16 protein-coding genes and 1 pseudogene are annotated in these 16,934 nt (G+C 61.8%); 11 read left to right on the top strand and 6 right to left on the bottom strand.

The features are described from left to right. The 3 genes and pseudogenes from L861_RS24905 to L861_RS11695 form a co-directional block, all read right to left on the bottom strand. Positions 1-681, bottom strand: a pseudogene (locus L861_RS24905) (hypothetical protein); the annotation flags it as partial. Between the two features lie 188 nt (positions 682-869). Beyond that, positions 870-2,258 carry a sensor histidine kinase gene (locus L861_RS11690; protein ID WP_016416175.1) on the bottom strand — a complete coding sequence of 463 codons (1,389 nt, stop codon included), beginning with the start codon at positions 2,256-2,258 and terminating at the stop codon, positions 870-872. After that, on the bottom strand, positions 2,255-2,923 hold the full coding sequence (locus L861_RS11695; protein ID WP_016416176.1) for a response regulator: 669 nt from the start codon (positions 2,921-2,923) through the stop codon (positions 2,255-2,257). Before L861_RS11695 ends, L861_RS11690 begins: the two co-directional genes overlap by 4 nt. A gap of 140 nt (positions 2,924-3,063) precedes the next feature. Between L861_RS11695 and L861_RS11700 the strand changes: the two genes are divergently transcribed. Genes L861_RS11700 through L861_RS11715 form a run of 4 tightly spaced genes read left to right on the top strand, consistent with a single transcriptional unit; the run spans position 3,064 to position 7,176 of the window. Beyond that, positions 3,064-4,050, top strand: a complete 987-nt coding sequence (locus L861_RS11700) for a Bug family tripartite tricarboxylate transporter substrate binding protein (protein WP_016416177.1) — start codon at positions 3,064-3,066, stop codon at positions 4,048-4,050. After that, entirely contained in the window at positions 4,047-4,496 is a 450-nt protein-coding gene (locus L861_RS11705; protein WP_016416178.1) for a tripartite tricarboxylate transporter TctB family protein, read from the top strand. The genes L861_RS11700 and L861_RS11705 overlap by 4 nt, the downstream gene beginning before the upstream one ends. Before the next feature lie 19 nt (positions 4,497-4,515). Further along, complete coding sequence (locus tag L861_RS11710; RefSeq protein ID WP_016416179.1) at positions 4,516-6,045, top strand: tripartite tricarboxylate transporter permease; 1,530 nt, start codon at positions 4,516-4,518, stop codon at positions 6,043-6,045. Positions 6,046-6,084: 39 nt separating this feature from the next. Continuing rightward, positions 6,085-7,176: an AbrB family transcriptional regulator gene (locus tag L861_RS11715; RefSeq protein WP_201766424.1), complete on the top strand. Its 1,092-nt coding sequence runs from the start codon at positions 6,085-6,087 to the stop codon at positions 7,174-7,176. A 5-nt stretch (positions 7,177-7,181) separates the two neighbouring features. On the opposite strand, the gene L861_RS11720 is transcribed toward L861_RS11715, so the two are convergent. Beyond that, complete coding sequence (locus L861_RS11720) at positions 7,182-7,973, bottom strand: amidohydrolase family protein (protein ID WP_016416181.1); 792 nt, start codon at positions 7,971-7,973, stop codon at positions 7,182-7,184. An 88-nt stretch (positions 7,974-8,061) separates the two neighbouring features. Here L861_RS11720 and L861_RS11725 point away from each other — a divergent pair, with 88 nt between their 5' ends. The 4 genes from L861_RS11725 to L861_RS11740 all read left to right on the top strand — a co-directional run bounded on the left by L861_RS11725 (position 8,062) and on the right by L861_RS11740 (position 11,582). Beyond that, positions 8,062-8,799, top strand: a complete 738-nt coding sequence (locus L861_RS11725) for a GntR family transcriptional regulator (protein WP_016416182.1) — start codon at positions 8,062-8,064, stop codon at positions 8,797-8,799. 64 nt (positions 8,800-8,863) lie between these two features. Then, on the top strand, positions 8,864-9,850 hold the full coding sequence (locus L861_RS11730) for a TRAP transporter substrate-binding protein (protein WP_016416183.1): 987 nt from the start codon (positions 8,864-8,866) through the stop codon (positions 9,848-9,850). Between the two features lie 17 nt (positions 9,851-9,867). Further along, positions 9,868-10,323, top strand: a complete 456-nt coding sequence (locus L861_RS11735) for a TRAP transporter small permease (protein ID WP_016416184.1) — start codon at positions 9,868-9,870, stop codon at positions 10,321-10,323. Next, positions 10,323-11,582 carry a TRAP transporter large permease gene (locus L861_RS11740; protein WP_016416185.1) on the top strand — a complete coding sequence of 420 codons (1,260 nt, stop codon included), beginning with the start codon at positions 10,323-10,325 and terminating at the stop codon, positions 11,580-11,582. Before L861_RS11735 ends, L861_RS11740 begins: the two co-directional genes overlap by 1 nt. A gap of 167 nt (positions 11,583-11,749) precedes the next feature. On the opposite strand, the gene L861_RS11745 is transcribed toward L861_RS11740, so the two are convergent. Then, positions 11,750-12,103 (bottom strand): cupin domain-containing protein, encoded by a 354-nt coding sequence (locus L861_RS11745; protein WP_016416186.1) that lies wholly within the window; start codon positions 12,101-12,103, stop codon positions 11,750-11,752. Between the two features lie 4 nt (positions 12,104-12,107). Next, a complete protein-coding gene (locus L861_RS11750) occupies positions 12,108-14,159 on the bottom strand; it encodes an NADH:flavin oxidoreductase (protein ID WP_016416187.1) in 2,052 nt (683 codons plus the stop codon). A 178-nt stretch (positions 14,160-14,337) separates the two neighbouring features. On the opposite strand from L861_RS11750, the gene L861_RS11755 reads away from it, so the two are divergent. Genes L861_RS11755 through L861_RS11765 form a run of 3 tightly spaced genes read left to right on the top strand, consistent with a single transcriptional unit; the run spans position 14,338 to position 16,873 of the window. Further along, positions 14,338-15,132 (top strand): pyrroline-5-carboxylate reductase family protein, encoded by a 795-nt coding sequence (locus L861_RS11755; RefSeq protein ID WP_016416188.1) that lies wholly within the window; start codon positions 14,338-14,340, stop codon positions 15,130-15,132. A gap of 38 nt (positions 15,133-15,170) precedes the next feature. Continuing rightward, the gene (locus L861_RS11760) at positions 15,171-15,920 is read left to right on the top strand and encodes an electron transfer flavoprotein subunit beta/FixA family protein (protein WP_016416189.1); all 750 of its coding nucleotides are present in this window, start codon (positions 15,171-15,173) and stop codon (positions 15,918-15,920) included. A gap of 14 nt (positions 15,921-15,934) precedes the next feature. Further along, positions 15,935-16,873 carry an electron transfer flavoprotein subunit alpha/FixB family protein gene (locus tag L861_RS11765; protein ID WP_016416190.1) on the top strand — a complete coding sequence of 313 codons (939 nt, stop codon included), beginning with the start codon at positions 15,935-15,937 and terminating at the stop codon, positions 16,871-16,873. The last annotated feature ends 61 nt before the right edge of the window (positions 16,874-16,934 follow it).

The following is a 16,934-nucleotide window of genomic DNA, read 5'->3' on the forward strand; positions in this document are numbered from 1 at the left end:
GAACCCGGCGGCTCGCCAGCTTCCCAACGTTGCCAACCGGTTCCGTGTTTGAACGCCTATACGAGGAGGTTGCAGGAACGCCTGGTCGTCATCGCCGCTTTTTCCGGCGAGATAGAGCGCCGTGCCACTGTAGGTGGAACTTTCGCATTCCGTTCCAGCATCCGCGCATCCCCAGCCCACCCGCCGAGAATGGGCAAAGACGCGTGGCGGCAGTGGGTCAGGTACGGGAGGCTCGGGTGTGAGCACGGGTTCGGGCGGCGGTGGCGAAGGCGCGGGACGGGAGGGATAAACGCCCCGTCGTCTCAGCGAAACTTCCTTTGGCGTGAGGTTTCGAGCATTCAGCGACGGCAGCAAGGTGTCGACAAGAAAACCGCCCGCATCATACGAGGCCAGATTCGAGCGCCATTTCTCTCCACCCCATGTCACGACGGCATGGCTCGGCGGATCGAAGGTGTGAACGATGAACAACTCCCCGCTCTTGAGGGCGTTGTCGATTGCCTTGATTTTTTCGTCGCGGGATATGCCAACATCATGGGAATAAGGTGACACTTTCCGGTAAAGGTCGGATAACTCATACCCGCTCAAGGTTTCGGCATATCGACTGAGGAAAGGAGTCTTTTCAACATAGGGAAGGTCGATGTCCCTGATGTCTCTCCGGTGTTTGATACGGGCAAAGATCATGGTGCGGCAGTGTCATTCAGGAAAGCGGCAGGTCAGCTTATCGGCCTGCTGAACCACACTACAGATGTGCCGTCACGATCATGCGCAAAGTGGATAAGACATGTCTTATTTTACATGCGAGAGTGGATATTACTCTCGATGATAAGGGCGGTGACAGCGAGAAATTATGACTGTGTTATAAATACCCTCTAACGTGACAGGGGAAAATAAAGACTCACCCTCAGCCCGCACGGCGTATGCGGTGCCACGTTCAGACGGGCATCGTGACGTCGGGCGATGGAGTCGACGATCGCCAGCCCCAGCCCGGAACCGTGGGTGTCCTGGCGTCCACCGCGTTCGAAGGGATGGTGCAGACGCGCCAGGACTTCGGGGGCCACGCCGGGGCCATCGTCTTCGATGAACAGTTCCACCTCGTCGCCATGCCGCACCAGGCCCAGGGTGATCATGCTACCCGGCGGTGTGTAGCGCAGCGCGTTGTCGATCAGGTTGCCGAGCAGTTCGCGCAGCGCCCATGGCTCGCCATGAATGTACAGCGGCGTGTCGGGCAGTTCGGCCAGCCCTAGGTCGTGATCCTGGGCGACATCGCGCCCGGCCCAGTCAAACAGCGTCTCGCGCAACAGCGCGCCCAGGTCGAGCCGGCTCATCTCGCTGCCATCGACCACGTGACGCAGCCGCGCCAAGCTCAGCAGCTGGCTCGCCAGGCGGCTGGTGCGTTCGGCCCCATCGTGGACCTCCACCAACGCCCGGCGCCATTCGTCTGGTTGGTGGCTCTTGAGGGCCAGTTCGCTGGTGCTCTGCAACCCGGCCAGCGGGGTCTTGAGCTGGTGGCTGGCATCGGCGGTAAAGCGCAACAACGCATCGCGGCTCTCACGCTGGTGGGCAAACAGGGTGTCGAGGGTTTCGGCCAGTTCGCGCAGTTCCTCGGGCACCCGCGCATCGAACGGGCGCATGTCGTCGGCCTCGCGCTGGCGCAATAGTTGGCGTAACTGGCGCATGGGGTTCAACGCCACGCGCATCGCCAGCAGCATCAACAATCCCGCCACCAGCACCATGACCAGGAAACGCGTCACCGCACGTTCGAATAGTTCCCAGGTCAGTGCCTGACGCCCCGCCAGGGTATGGCCGACCCAGATCTGCACCGGGTCCTGGGTTTCCCAGCCGGCCGAGTCGAACTCCCGCCCGTGCAGGCGCCAGCCGGCGCCGAGGTTGTCGGCATCCGTCCACACAGGATGCTCGTCGACTTGTTGGCGCCAATCGGCCTGAATGGGGAAATCCAGGTTGGCCGAGACCCGCTTCCCGTCGGCATCGAGCACGGCGTAGAAGACCCGTTCCTGATGGCGGGTGGCGAGGATCTGCAGCGCGGCGGCAGGAATTTCCACCACCGGCTTCCCTTCCTGCCACTGCACGGCCTCGGCGATGGTCAACGCCGCTGCCTCGAGCTGGCTGTCGTAGGCGCGCTCGGCGGCACGTTGCGAGCTGAGATAGGCCTCGATCAACAGCAGCGCACCCAGTGCGCTCACGGTCACCAGCAGCCACACCGCCAAGCGCGATTTGAGGGTACCGTCGACCTCGATCACCGCGGCTCTTCCTCGAGCCGGTAGCCGAGGCCACGGAAGGTGCGGATGCGCAGCCCGCTGCCCTGCAGCCGCTTGCGCAAGCGGCTGATGTAGACCTCCAGGGCATTGGAGCCCACGTCGCCGAAGCCGAACAGTCGGTTCTCGAGCATCTCGCGCGGGGTGATGCTGCCGGCATGCAGCAACAACCCTTCCAGCAAGCGCACTTCGCGACGCGGCAGGTCGAGCGCCTCGCCGTTCAGCGTGGCGACGCCCGAGGTCGAGTCAAAGCACAGTGCACCCAGGCTCAGGCGGTTGTCGGTACGTTGCTGGCTACGACGCAACAAGGCACGCACCCGCGCCTCGAGTTCGGCAAGCGAAAACGGCTTGGCGAGGTAGTCGTCGGCTCCCAGGTCGAGCCCGCGAACTCGGTCGTCGATGCCGTCGCGCGCGGTGAGAATCAGCACCGGGGTGGTGTCGCCGCGCTCGCGCAGTTCGCCAAGCAGCGTCAGCCCATCGCCGTCGGGCAACCCCAGATCGAGCAGGATCAGGTCGAAGCGGTCGTGGCGCAGCGCCGCGCTGGCTTCGGCATAACGCGTAAAGCCCTCGACGGTATTGCCCAGTGGGGTCAGGGCCTGGTTCAGCGAGCGGGCAATCAACGGATCATCTTCGACGACGAGCAGACGCATACGACCAAAGTCTCATGAGGCGGTGACGAAATGACAGGTTGATGAAAGGTTGCGCGCCTAGCATGCCGTTGTGTCATCCACAGCGATGGCAGGCGGGGAAATTCCTCCTCGTAACCAGAACAAGAGAACAGGAGTTCGCCATGAAGATCAACAAGGCTTTCCGTCACTGCTCTGGCCTGGCCCTGCTGGGCAGCTTGCTGCTGGCCGGCGGTGCGCAGGCCCAATCCGATTCCACCGAGTGTATCGCCCCGGCCAAACCGGGTGGCGGCTACGACCTGACCTGTCGCCTGGCGGCCAATGGCCTGCAGGAAACCGGGCTGATCGACAAGCCGATGGCCGTCAGCTACATGCCGGGCGGCATTGGCGCCGTGGCCTATAACCATGTCAATGGCGTACGCACCGACGACCCCAACCTGATCGTGGCGGCCAGCACCGGCGCGGCAGTCAACCTGGCACTGGGCAAGTTCGGCCAGTACGACGCCACTGAAGTGCGCTGGCTGGGTGCGCTGGGTGTCGACTATGGCGCTATCGTGGTCAACGCTGACGCGCCCTGGCAGAACCTCGACGAGCTGATGGCCGACCTGCGCGACAACCCGGGCGAGATCGCCTTCGGCGCCGGCGGTACGATCGGCAGCCAGGACTGGATGAAGGCAGCGCTGACCGCCAAGGCCGCTGACATCTCACCGAAGAGCCTGCGTTATGTCGCCTTCGAGGGCGGCGGTGAAGCGCTGGCGGCACTGCTTGGCGACCATATCCAGGTCTTCACCGGCGATCTTTCTGAGCTCAAGTCGCAGCTCGAAAGCGGCAAGATCCGCGTGCTGGCGGCACTCTCCGAGGAGCGCATGAACGGGCCCTACGCCGAGATCCCCACCGCCGCCGAACAGGGCTACGACGTGCAGTGGCCGATCTGGCGCGGTTACTACATGGGTCCCGAAGTCGACGACGAGGCTTACTATACCTGGGTCCAGCGGTTCACCGCGCTGTCCGAGGACCCGAAGTTCGCCGAGCTGCGCGAGGCCCGTGGGCTGTTCCCGATGTCCCGTTTTGGTCCTGACTTCGACAGCTACGTCCAGGAGCAGGTCGGTGAATTCAAGGCGCTGGCAGATGAAGTGGGTCTGAGCCAATGAAGCTTGCCGCCGACCGATGGCTGGGCGTCTTCCTGATCGGTCTGGCGGCGTTCGTCGCCGTCCAGGCCCTCAGGCTGGAGGTGCCCTTCAGCTACGATCCCGTGGGGCCCAAGGCCTTTCCGCTGGGCCTGGCGATCCTGCTGGCCGCCTTGTCGCTGGTGCTGGTGTTCAAGCCCGGCGCCAACGGCCACTGGCCCGACCGTGCCCTGGCCGTGAAGTTGCTAGCGGTGCTCGGTGTACTGCTGGTCTACGCGCTGCTGTTCACACGCCTTGGTTTCGTTGCCACCTCGTTGCTGGCGATCGTCGCCCTGGCACGAATCTTCGCCGCTTCCTGGGGTAAGGCGCTGCTGACCGGCGTGTTGATGGCCATGGGCAGCTATTTCCTGTTCACCCATGGGTTGGGAATATCCCTGCCCAATGGTTACTGGCTGGAAGGCCTCATCTAGGGCCTAGAGGTACGCCATCATGTTTGATTTCCTGATACAGGGCTTCGGCGTCGCGCTAAGCCCGCTGAATCTTGGGCTAGCCTTTCTCGGCGCCCTGCTTGGCACGCTGTTCGGCGCCCTGCCAGGCATCGGCCCGATCAACGGCATCGCCATCCTCATGCCGTTGGCCTATACCCTGGGTCTGCCGGCCGAATCGGCATTGATCCTGCTCGCCGGCATCTATACCGGGTCCGAGTATGGCGGGCGCATGTCGAGCATCCTGCTCAACGTGCCCGGTGACGCCGGTGCGGTAATGACTACCCTCGACGGCCATCCGCTGGCCAAGAAGGGGCTCGCCGGTCCAGCGCTTGGCCTGTCGGCGGTCAGTTCGTTCGTTGGCGCGACTATCGCCATTCTCGGCCTGACGCTGTTCGCCCCGCTGCTGGCCGAGGTCGCGGTGATGTTCGGGCCCGCCGAGTTCTTCGCCCTGATGGTGTTCGCCTTCGCTTCGATGTCGGTAATGATGGGCAAGGACCCGACCAAGACCGCCATCGGCGCCGTGCTCGGGGTACTGATCGGCACCGTTGGCATCGATTCCGGCACCGGGGTGTTGCGCTATACCTTCGGCATGCCCGAACTCTACGATGGCATCGACTTCGTGGTGATGATCATCGGGCTGTTCGCGATCAGCGAGATCCTGCTGATGCTCGAGCACGCCAACCGCAAGGATTCCGATGGCGACATTCCCCCGCTGGGGCGGGTGTTCATCAGCCTCAAGGAAGTGCTGTACTGCAAGGGCGCCATGCTGCGTTCGGGGTTGATCGGCTTCATCATCGGTGTGCTGCCCGGTACCGGTGCCTCGGTGGCCGGCGCGGTGTCCTACACCACCGAAAAGCGCCTCTCCGACAAGGAAGGCACCTTCGGCACCGGCGACATGCGCGGCCTGGCGGCGCCGGAAGCAGCCAACAATGCCGCGGCGGCGGGCTCGTTCGTGCCGATGCTGACCCTGGGCATTCCCGGCTCCGGCACTACCGCCGTGCTGCTTGGAGCGCTGATGCTCTACAACATCACCCCGGGGCCGATGATGTTCAGCGAACGCCCGGAAGTGGCTGGTGGCCTGATCGCCTCGCTGTACATCGGTAACCTGGTGCTGCTGGCACTCAACCTGCCGCTCGCCGGGGTATTCGCTCGGGTACTGACCATCCCGCGCTGGGTGCTGGTGCCAGGCATCGCCATCCTGGCCTTTGTGGGGGTCTACCAACTGCACTCCGATCTGACTGCCATCTACCTAATGCTGATCATCGGCGTGTTTGGCTATCTGCTGCGCAAGCTGGGCTTCTCGCTGGCCCCGGTGATCCTCGGCTACGTACTCGGTGGGCTGATGGAACAGAACCTGCGCCGCGCCCTGTCGATCAGCGGCGGCGACGTGGAGATCCTATGGCGCTCGGGCATCTCGCTGGGCTTGTGGATCGCCGCCGCGGCACTGCTGGTATTGCCTTGGTTGCTGCCCAAGCTGTTGTCGAAGCTACAACCCAGCGGCAAGCCACTGGAGCAAGTCGAGGACGACTGATAGCGTTGCGAGCCCGCTGTGGCCTCACAGCGGGCACTTATGTTTCACCGGGGATACGACATCTTGAGCAGCACCATCAGGCAGCGGATGATCACCAAGGGCAGGTTCCTGCCGACACTGGTACTGGGTATCGGCGGTGGCGCCCTCGCCTATTGGCTGCACACGCCCTTGCCGTGGCTGTTGGGTGCAATGCTCGCGACGACACTCGTCAGCCTGACGGGCGTCCGGCTGCGCCCGCCGAGTTCATCGCGCAAGGCAGTACTGGTGGTCATTGGCGTAATGCTGGGCTCGGCCTTCACTCCCGATCTGTCCGGTGATTTGCCCCTGTGGGGCGCCAGCCTGGTCATCATGCTGCTGGCCACCGCGGTGATGATGGCCTTCTCGGTGTGGTTCTCGCGCCGCGTGGCCGGCTATTCGCTGGATACCGCCATGTACTCGGGGGTGCCCGGTGGCGTGTCGGCGGTCACGCTGATGGCGATGGACTCCAACGCCGATCTGCGGGTCGTTGGGCTGACCCATGCTATCCGCATCCTGATCCTGCTGATCGCCATTCCGCCGTTGTTGCAGCTCATCGGTCATGTCAGCCTGCAATCTGGTGGGATAAGCCTCGCGCAGTGGCTGTGGCTGCCGACGCTGGAGGATGCGGCCTGGCTCACCGCTGCGGCGGTGGCCGGCGTGTGGCTGGGGAACTGGTTGCGCTTGCCCAACGCCCTGCTATTCGGGCCGGCGCTGCTCTCGGCCGCGCTGCACCTGACAGGCGTGACCGAAGCCGCCATCCCACCGACGATCATCACCCTGGCCCAGGTCATCATCGGCGTCTCGGTGGGGGTGCGCTTCGCCGGCACCTCGCTGATAGATGTGGGCTACAACCTGATGATGGCTGTGGTGCAGACGATCGCCCTGTTGCTGATCGCCATCCTCGCCGCGTGGATCGTGCACGCCTTGACGGGCTATTCCTTGGCCGCGGCACTGCTGGCCTACATGCCAGGCGGCGCGCCCGAACTGAGCCTTGTCGCCCTCTCACTCGGCATCGACCCCGCCTTCGTGACCTCGCACCACCTGCTGCGTATCACGGTGCTGATCCTGCTGATGCCGGTGTTGTTGAGTCGTTTCAAGCGATTGAGTGCTTAGTGCGTTTATCCATCGAACCCATAAAATCGCCGTGCTGTCTCGCTAGTGACCTGCTCCAGTTCAGACTCGGGTATCCACTGTCCGATGTCGTGGAGTGCCTTTTCATAACTGTAAAGGTGCTCATGTTCCGTCCAGGGCCAATCACTGCCCCACATGAGTCGATGCGGTCCCAAGGATTCGAGGAGCCGTTTGCTGACATCGCTCAATCCATCGCCTTGGCTGCGGTAAGGGGCTGAACACTTGACCCAGTAGCGCTGAGACTCCTTTCCCTCGCACAGTCGATCGATGACGGGATCACGCCACGCATTGTCCTTCGGCCTGCCGAAATGGTCGATCACCAGATCCAGTTCCCACTGGGCCAACAGGTCGAGAATCGACAGCAGGGTGTTGCCCTCTGCCTGGATTTCCACATGCCAGCGACGTGATTCGAGACGACAGAACAAGTCTCTCCATTGTGATGCCTGAAGTGCATCCACCGTCCGTCCAATCCAGTTGAGGCGCGAGCCCTGAATGCCCAACGTCTCCATTTCATCAAGCTCGTCATCGTCGACTCTAGGATCCAACACGGCCACTCCCCTGAGTCGCTTTGGATGCCGGCGCAAGCATTCCATCAGATAGTCGTTGTGGGTGCCAAGAAAGCTGGGCTGGACCAACACACCATGCGCAATCCCCCAGCGGTCCAGCAAATCGAGATAGGTGGTCAAAGGCGCTTCATAGCTTGGGCAGTGGCGCGGGTTGTTCGCGAACTGACACTGGTGGGTGAAGACGTGAGCGTGGGCATCAACGATTTTAGACATTGGTCGAATCCGGGTTGTACCAAGGTGCTTTGCATGTCATAGATATCTACTCTTATATAAGACCATAAGTACACTAGAGCATATGACGATGCAAGCCAACTCCCAGCAAGACGAGTCACGCAGCCCGCGGTACTACCGCATCTATCAGGCGCTGCTGACCGACATACAGCATGGCAGCCTCAAGCCGGGCGATGTCCTGCCATCGGAAATGAACATCGCACAATCGCACGGTGTTGCCCCGGGCACGGCCCGCAAGGCTGTCGACATGCTCGTCGATCGCGGATGGGTAGAGCGCCAGCATGGCAAGGGCACCTTCGTGCGTCGGGCGGACTTCAGCCACTCACTGGCCCGCTTTTTCCGTCTGACCGACCGAGAGGGAGTTCAACTGCATCCCAAGAGCGAGTTGCTCGGGGTACGTGAGGTGCCTGGGTCCGCCAAGATCTGTCGTCATCTCGAAGTCGCTGAGAACAGCGAATTGATCGAAATCGAGCGGGTGCGGCGCGTCGATGAGATGCCACTACTGCACGAAGTCATCTACCTGTCACGGGCCCGCTTCCATCCCTTGTTGGATCTGCCACCAGAGGAGTGGGGGGATCTGCTCTATCCCCTCTATGAACAAGTCTGCGGCGAAGTGGTCTTCCGCGCCACAGACACGCTGTCCGCAGGCCCAGCACCGGAAGGCCCCGCTCGCCACCTCGGGTTGGGCGCGGGGGAACTAGTCATCGAAATCACTCGTCTGGCCAGAGGATATGACGAGCGACCGCTGGAGTGGCGACTGAGTCGAGGTCGACTCGACTGGTTCCATTACAGCTTCGATATCCGCTAGGTGGATGGACTCACCACTTTTCTTATTAACCACCCTCCAATATGACTCTCCGAGGAGCTACGCCATGATCAACAACAAGACGTTCTTGCTGCCCAGCATTGCGGGGATAGGCCTGCTCGCGCTGAGTGTGCACGCCGGCGCGGCACAAGAAGTCCGTATCGCCACCCATGTTTCCGCCGAATCGCCGCTTGCCAAGCAAGTGGAAATGTTCGCGGAAAAGATCGAAGAACGTTTGCCGGGTCAGTTCACCTTCGAGCTCTATCCCAATGGCCAGCTCGGTAAGGAATCGGCACTCATCGACAATCTGCAACTGGATACGATCGAGATGGTCAACGTCGCCTCTGGGGTATTGAAGGTGGATGACAAACTCGGTTTCTTCGACCTGCCATGGCTGTTCCAGGATCGTGAGAATGTCCAGCAGGCGATGGCTGCCGGCCTGGAAGATGCACTGGTCGAAACCGTCGAGGACAGCATGAGCGCCAAGGTGGTGGGAATCTATGAAAACGGCTTCCGCCACATCATCAACTCCAGCCATCCCATCGAGGCTCCTGACGACCTGGAGGGAATGAAGATCCGCATCTCCGGTGGAGACTTCCGTCAGCAGATCTTTGCTTCACTGGGGGCGGTACCCGCCAAGATCGCCTGGGGAGAAACCTTCACTGCCATGCAGACCGGCGTGGTGGATGGTGCAGAAGCCGCAACCTACGGCTTCTATGGCCAGAAGATGTACGAGGTGCAGGACTACCTGTCGATGACACGCCATGTCTACACGCCCTCTTTCTTGCTGGCGTCGCCTGGTTTCTGGGATTCGCTGAGCGAAGAGCAACAAACGGCCTTTATCGAAGTGGCCAATGAGATGCGCGACGAGGCATATGCCCAGGCCGCCGAGATCGAGCAGTCGAACCTCGAGGCCATGCGCAGCTCATTGGAGATCAATGAGGTCGACCTGGCCCCCTTCCGGGACAGCGTGCAGTCCGTCTATGACGACTACGTCAACCGGTACGGCGATGACTGGCTCGACATCGTTCGTCAGACCGCCGAATCTTCGTGATCGCTGGAGTCGAGACGATGTTGAGATACCTGGATCGCTTGATCGAGACCGTTGTGGGGGCCCTGGTGGCCCTCACCACCGTCGCCGTTTGCCTGAATGTCTTTTATCGCTATGTGCTCGGTTCCGGCCTGGTTTGGGCTGATGAAGTACCAGGGTTTCTGCTCGTCTGGATCGCTTTTCTCGGCGCCTATATCGCTGCCAGGCAGGAAGGCCACATTGCCTTCGACATGCTGGTCGAGTCCTTCCCTTCCGTGCTTCGCCGAGCGGTTCTGGTGATCGGCGACACGGCGGTCATCGGATTCTTCGTGCTTCTCGGTATCAAGTCATGGCAGATGATCGACCGTGTCGGCGGCCGATCCATCGAGACGCTACCCATCGCCCAAGGGGTATTCATGAGCGTGCTGCCCATTGCCAGCGCCCTGATGGTGGTGGCATTGAGCGTCCGCCTTATTCAACGTTGGAGGAATCCCTGATGGCCTGGGGTGTCGTTGCGATGCTGTTCGGCATCATTCTTCTGGGTGTGCCGGTAGGCTTTGCCCTGATGATCACCGCCGCGATTTCGATGTGGTTGGCGGATATCAACCTGTTGATGATCCCGGTGCAAATCTATTCCGGCACCAACTCACTGGTGCTGCTGGCGATACCGTTGTTCATCCTGATGGGCGAACTGATGAGTGCGACAAGCATCGCACAGCGCTTGATCGATCTCGCTGCGGCCCTGGTGGGTTGGCTGCGTGGCGGCCTGAGCCACATCAATGTGGTCACGTCGATGTTCATGGCGGAAATGAGCGGCTCGGCGGTGGCCGATGCGGCCGTAATGTCGAAGATCTTCGTACCCCAGATGGAGCAGCGCGGTTATCCCAAGGGGTTTGCAGCATCGATCACGGCGGTCTCGGCAACTCTTGGCATCATCATTCCGCCATCGATCCCCATGGTGTTGTATGGCGTGACCACCAACACCTCGATTCGCGACCTTTTCATCGCCGGTATCGTGCCTGGCTTGCTGTTGGCAGCCGCCTTCATGGTGACGTCCTGGCTGTTCGCACGACGTGAGCAACATCCGCGTGAGGGCGACTTCCAGATCAAGGCACTCGGCACTGCATTCAAGCGGGCGCTGATTCCCTTGATGATCCCGGTGATCGTGGTGGGCGGCTTGATCGCCGGCATCTATACCCCGACCGAAGCTGCGGGCATCGGGGTGATGATCGCCCTGCTGTTCGGCTTGTTCGGGACGCGCGACCTCGACTACCGCATCATCTGGAAGCTCTTGGTGACAACAGCACGACAAACCGCCGTCGTGATGATGATCGTCGCAGGTTCTGCCATTCTGGGGCAGTATCTAGCCAATGAGCAGTTACCCCAACAGATCGCCAGCGCGCTGGGCGGTATCACCGACAGCTATATCCTCAACCTGCTGATCATCAATATCTTCGTGTTGCTGTTAGGTATGTTCCTGCATGCCAGCGCGGCGATCATCGTGGTGGTGCCCCTACTGTTGCCTATGGCGACACAGCTTGGCATCGATCCGGTGCACTTTGGCGTAATCGTCTGTCTCAACCTGGGCATCGGACAGCAGACGCCACCCGTGGCGAGCGTGTTGCTCACCGTCTGCTCGACCACCGGCATGAAGATCGAGCAGGTCATGGGATACTGCAAATGGTTCCTGCTGGCCATGTTCATCGTACTGATGATCGTGACCTTTACGCCGATGACCGCGTTGTGGTTCCGTTAGGAGACCCAACCATCAGCCTGGCTTGAGTGGCCTAGGCAATCGCGCCGCAGGCTGTACTCCTACCACAAAAGCTGCTAGCCCGGCTCTCGTAGGAGTGCAGATTTCCTGCGCGATCCGGCCAGCAAGCCGGCTGGTGTGGAAGCGGAGCATGCCCTTGCAAGTGATTGCTATTTCGAGAAGACAAGAAGAATCAAGGCGCCTCCATCGCTTCCGGCGATATGGTTCGTTTCCGGCTCGCGCATAAGGAAATCACCAGCTTTGTAGCGATGATTTTGGTCGTAGAAATCACCATTGATCACGTAGATCTGCTCACGCCTATCGTGAGAATGACTGTCCGAGAACGCTCCCGGAGCCATCTCGATCAACATGGTTTCGATGGCATCATTCTCTTCGCGATACAAAACCTTGTGCTGAAAGCCTGGTATCCCACTGTCCTGCCAATCAAGCGACTCCGTCTCGATGACCAAGAATTGCTCAATATCAGATCGACCGGACTTAGCTGGCTGAAAAATTTCTTTCATGGCATCAAAGATCCTTGACCAGCCGCAGGGCATCGTAAATGGCGGCATGGGTGTTGCGGGATGCGACGGCATCGCCGATCCGGAACAGCTGGAATCCATCGCCCGCGTTGCGGATGACGGCCTGCGGCTTGCCGACGATCAGATCCTCGTAGTTCACTTCGCCACCATTGCGGGAATGCGGCTTCAGCTCGAAATAGATGTCGGCCATCGGCGTGATACCGTAATTGACCACCACCTGGTCGATACGCTGCTCTTGGTCCAGGTCCTGCTGATCTTGAAATGCGTAATCGCTGGTGATCTTGGCCAGCAGTTCGTTCCCATCCCGCTGCACGGACTTCAATCGGTAGGTGGGCGTGAAGGTGACGTTGGGTCGCTGCAGGGAACGCATGTACGGCACCAGGTTCATGGCCATGATTTCCGCCGAGAAGGTGCGGTCGGGGGTCATGATCTCGAGCTCGGCCCCGGTAGCGGCAATGATCTCCGCCGCCTGCATGGCGGCATGATCACCGGCATCATCGAACAACAGTACCCGTTTGCCTGGTGACACGTGCCCGGAAAGGATATCCCAAGTGTTGACCACCAGGTCGTGCCCAATCTCAGGCTGGTCTTCCTGGGGGTAGCCGCCGGTGGCCACAATCACCACATCCGGTTTCTCGGCGAGCACGTCCTCGACCTCGGCCCAGACGTTGTAACGGATCTCGACGCCGAGGGCCTCGCAGCGCGCCAGGCGCCAATCGATGATGCCCATCATCTCCCGACGACGCTCGCTCTGCGCCGTGAGGCGCACCTGCCCGCCGGCATCGCTGGCGGCTTCCAGCACCACCACCTCGTGGCCTCGCTCGCCGGCGACGCGGGCGGCCTCCAGCCCCGCGGGCCCGGCGCCGATGATCACCACCCGACGCGTTTGCGATGCCTTGGGGATGGTGTGGGGCATGGTGGTTTCGCGCCCGGTGGCGGCGTTGTGGATGCAGTAGGCGGCGCCACCCTGGTAGATGCGATCGAGGCAGTAGTTGGCGCCGACACAGGGACGAATCTCTTCCTCGCGCCCCTCCATGATCTTGCGCACGATGTGCGGGTCGGCCATGTGGGCGCGGGTCATGCCGATCATGTCGACCTTGCCCGAGGCGATGGCATAGCGGGCAGTGGCGACATCCTGGATCTTGGCACCATGGAAGGTGGGGAAATTCACCTGGCGACGGATCTCGCCGGCGAAATCCAGGTGCGGGGCGCTGGGCATACCCTGGATGGGGATCACGTCGGTGAGCCCCGGGTCGGTGTCGATATGGCCGCGGACCACGTTGAGGAAATCGACCAGGCCGCTGTCCTTCAGACGCTGCGAGATCTCCATCCCGTCGTTGGCTGTCAGCCCGCCCGGCAGCATCTCGTCGCCGGTATAGCGCACACCAACGATGAACGACTCGCCGACCCGCTGGCGAATGGCACGCAGCACCTCAAAGGTGAACCGCAGCCGGTTGTCGAGATTCCCGCCGTAAGGCGCCTCGAGAGTATTGGTCAGCGGCGACCAGAACTGGTCCATCAAGTGGCCATAGGCTTGCAGCTCGATGCCATCGAGGCCGGCCTCGTGCATGCGTTCGGCGGCATCGGCATAGTCCTTGATCAAACGCTCGATATCCCAGTCCTCGACCTGCTTGGGAAAAGCACGGTGGGATGCTTCGCGGCGATGAGAGGGCGACACCGCCGGCAGCCAGTCGCCCTTGTCCCAGCGGGTGCGCCGGCCCAGGTGGGTCAACTGGATCATCACCGCAGTGCCGTGCTCGTGACAGGCGTCGGTCAGCTCGCGCATCCAGGGCACCACCTCGTCCTTGTAGGCCAGGATGTTGTTGAACACTGGAGGGCTGTCCTTGGCCACCGCCGCCGAACCAGCTGTCATGGTCAAGCCCAGGCCAGCCTTGGCCCGCTCGACGTGATAGGCGCGGTAGAGCTCCTTGGGCATTCCGTCCTCAGGGTAAGCGGGCTCGTGGGACGTCATCATGAGCCTGTTCTTCAGGGTCAGATGCTTGAGCTGAAAGGGCTGCAGCAGCGGGTCGTTAGCCATGGTCAGGCCTCCTCGATCTTGTTGTGTACTTGACAACGTTAATAGTGAATGTACACACTCGTCAACTGAATGCACACAAGTGTACATAAAAACGAAAATCCGATGTGACAGGCCGTCATGAAGCGATGAAACTAGTTACCGGCGAGATGTCGGCTTATGGCAAGAGGAGATTGAACGAATGTCGCAAGACGCTGTGATCGGCATCGTTGGTGGTCATGGGTGGATGGGGCGGTCATTAGGGATTGCCTTGCTGGAACAGGGCATTGTGTCCGCCCGCCAATTAGTGGTCTCATCGCGTTCCGGGAGCGGTGACGCTTACCGCGACTGGCCCGACGTCCGTTGCGTCAAGGACAACCAAGAGTTGGTCGATCTGACGGATGTTATCGTGCTCTCCGTGCGCCCGCAGGATCTCGCCAGCGTCAATATCGCGGCACATGACAAATTGGTCATTTCCCTGTTGGCGATGGCTTCCTTGCAGGAGATCTCCGGCCAGGTGGGGAGTCGCCGGGTGGTGCGTGCCATGCCGAACGCCGCGGCGGAAATCCGCCGGGCCTATTTTCCGTGGCATGCCTCACAGCAGGTTAGCGAAGCTGATAGACAGCTCGTTCAGGCGTTGCTCGAAAGCTGCGGTAAGGCACGGGAGCTGCCCACGGAGCGAGATCTCGACTATATGACGGCGCTGAGCGGTGCCGGGCCGGCCTACCCCGCCTTGCTAGCCCAGTCGATGCTGGAGCACGCCAGGCAGATGGGCATCGCCGACGATATCGCCCTCGAAGCCGTCATGCAGACCCTGGTAGGCGGCAGCCTATTGCTGGAAAGGCTAGGTGACGACCCCGGTGACATGGTGGAGCGGCTGATTTCCTATGACGGCACCACGGCCAAGGGGTTACGCACGATGATTGATGGGGGCATTGAGCAGATCATTCATCGTGGTCTTGCGGCGGCTCACCAGGCGGCAAGTGGATCGCGGTAAAATAAAATAAGTCAATCAAGAAACCGGGAGAGCATGGAATGAAAATCCTCGTCGCGGTCAAACGCGTCATCGACTACAACGTCAAGATCCGGGTCAAGCCGGACAACTCCGACGTCGACCTCACCAACGTCAAGATGGCCATGAACCCGTTCTGCGAGATCGCCGTGGAAGAAGCGGTGCGCCTCAAGGAGCGCGGTGTGGCCAGCGAGGTGGTCGCCGTCACCGTCGGCCCCAAGGCCGCCCAGGAGCAGTTGCGCACCGCGCTCGCCTTGGGCGCCGATCGCGCCATTCACGTCGAGACCGAGGCCAAGGTCGAGTCGCTGGCAGTGGCCAAGCTGCTGGCCAAGGTCGTCGAGGCGGAGCAGCCGCAACTGGTGATCCTCGGCAAGCAGGCCATCGACACCGACAACAACCAGACCGGGCAGATGCTTGCCGCCTTGACCGGGCTGCCCCAGGGCACCTTCGCCTCCGCGGTGAAAGTGGACGGGGACAAGCTGCAGGTGACCCGCGAGATCGACGGCGGCTTGCAGACCGTCGACTTGAGCCTGCCGGCTATCGTCACCACCGATCTGCGCCTCAACGAGCCGCGCTACGCCAAGCTGCCCGACATCATGAAGGCCAAGAAGAAGCCGCTGGACACCCAGACGCCCGAAGCGCTGGGGGTCGAGGTGGCGTCGAAGGTCACGCTGCTCAAGGTCGAGCCGCCGGCCGAGCGCCAGGGCGGCATCAAGGTAGGCTCGGTGGACGAGCTGGTCGACAAACTCAAGAACGAAGCCAAAGTGCTTTGAAAGGGGCTGATTTCATGAGCATTCTGATCCTGGCCGACCATCACGAGGGTCAACTCGGTGCTGCCACGGCCCATGTGGTCGCTGCCGCCCAGCAGATTACCAACGCCAGTGGCGGCGCTATCGACGTGCTGGTCGTCGGCGAGAACGTTGCCGCCGTGGCCGAGGCCGCCGCCCAGCTCGACGGCGTGACCCGGGTGCGCGTGGCGGACCATGCTGTCTATGCCCACCAGCTCGCCGAGCAGCTGGGCGCGCTGCTGGCCGCGCTGGCCGATGACTACAGCCATGTGCTGTCTAGCGCCTCGACCACCGGCAAGAACGTACTGCCGCGGCTGGCCGCGCTCAAGGACGTGTCCCAGCTCTCCGACATCATCGGTGTGGAGAGTGCCGATACCTTCCAGCGCCCGATCTATGCCGGCAACGCCATCGCCACCGTGCAGAGCGCCGATCCCCTCAAGGTGATCACCGTGCGCACCTCGGCCTTCGATGCGGTAGCCGAGAGCGGCAGTGCCGCGATCGAGGCCGTGGACATCGTGGTCGAGAATGCACTCTCCGCCTTTGTCGGCGAGGAGCTGGCGCAGAGCGAGCGCCCCGAACTGGGCGCGGCCAAGGTGGTGATCTCCGGTGGGCGCGGCATGGGCAGCGGCGAGAACTTCAAGCTGCTCGAGGGTATCGCCGACAAGCTGGGGGCGGCGATCGGCGCCTCGCGGGCGGCGGTCGATGCCGGCTTCGTGCCCAATGACATGCAGGTCGGCCAGACCGGCAAGATCGTCGCCCCGGAGCTGTACATCGCGGTGGGCATCTCGGGGGCGATCCAGCACCTGGCGGGGATGAAGGACTCCAAGGTGATCGTGGCCATCAACAAGGACGAGGACGCGCCGATCTTCCAGGTCGCGGACTATGGCCTCGTAGGCGACCTGTTCGAGGTGCTGCCGGAGTTGGAGAGCAAGCTGTAACCCCCGAGCATGGCTCGTACCTGGGGCGGGGGTTTCGTATACCCCGCCCCCTGAGCGGCCA

The organism is Litchfieldella anticariensis FP35 = DSM 16096 (assembly GCF_000409775.1).
Taxonomy (GTDB): domain Bacteria; phylum Pseudomonadota; class Gammaproteobacteria; order Pseudomonadales; family Halomonadaceae; genus Litchfieldella; species Litchfieldella anticariensis.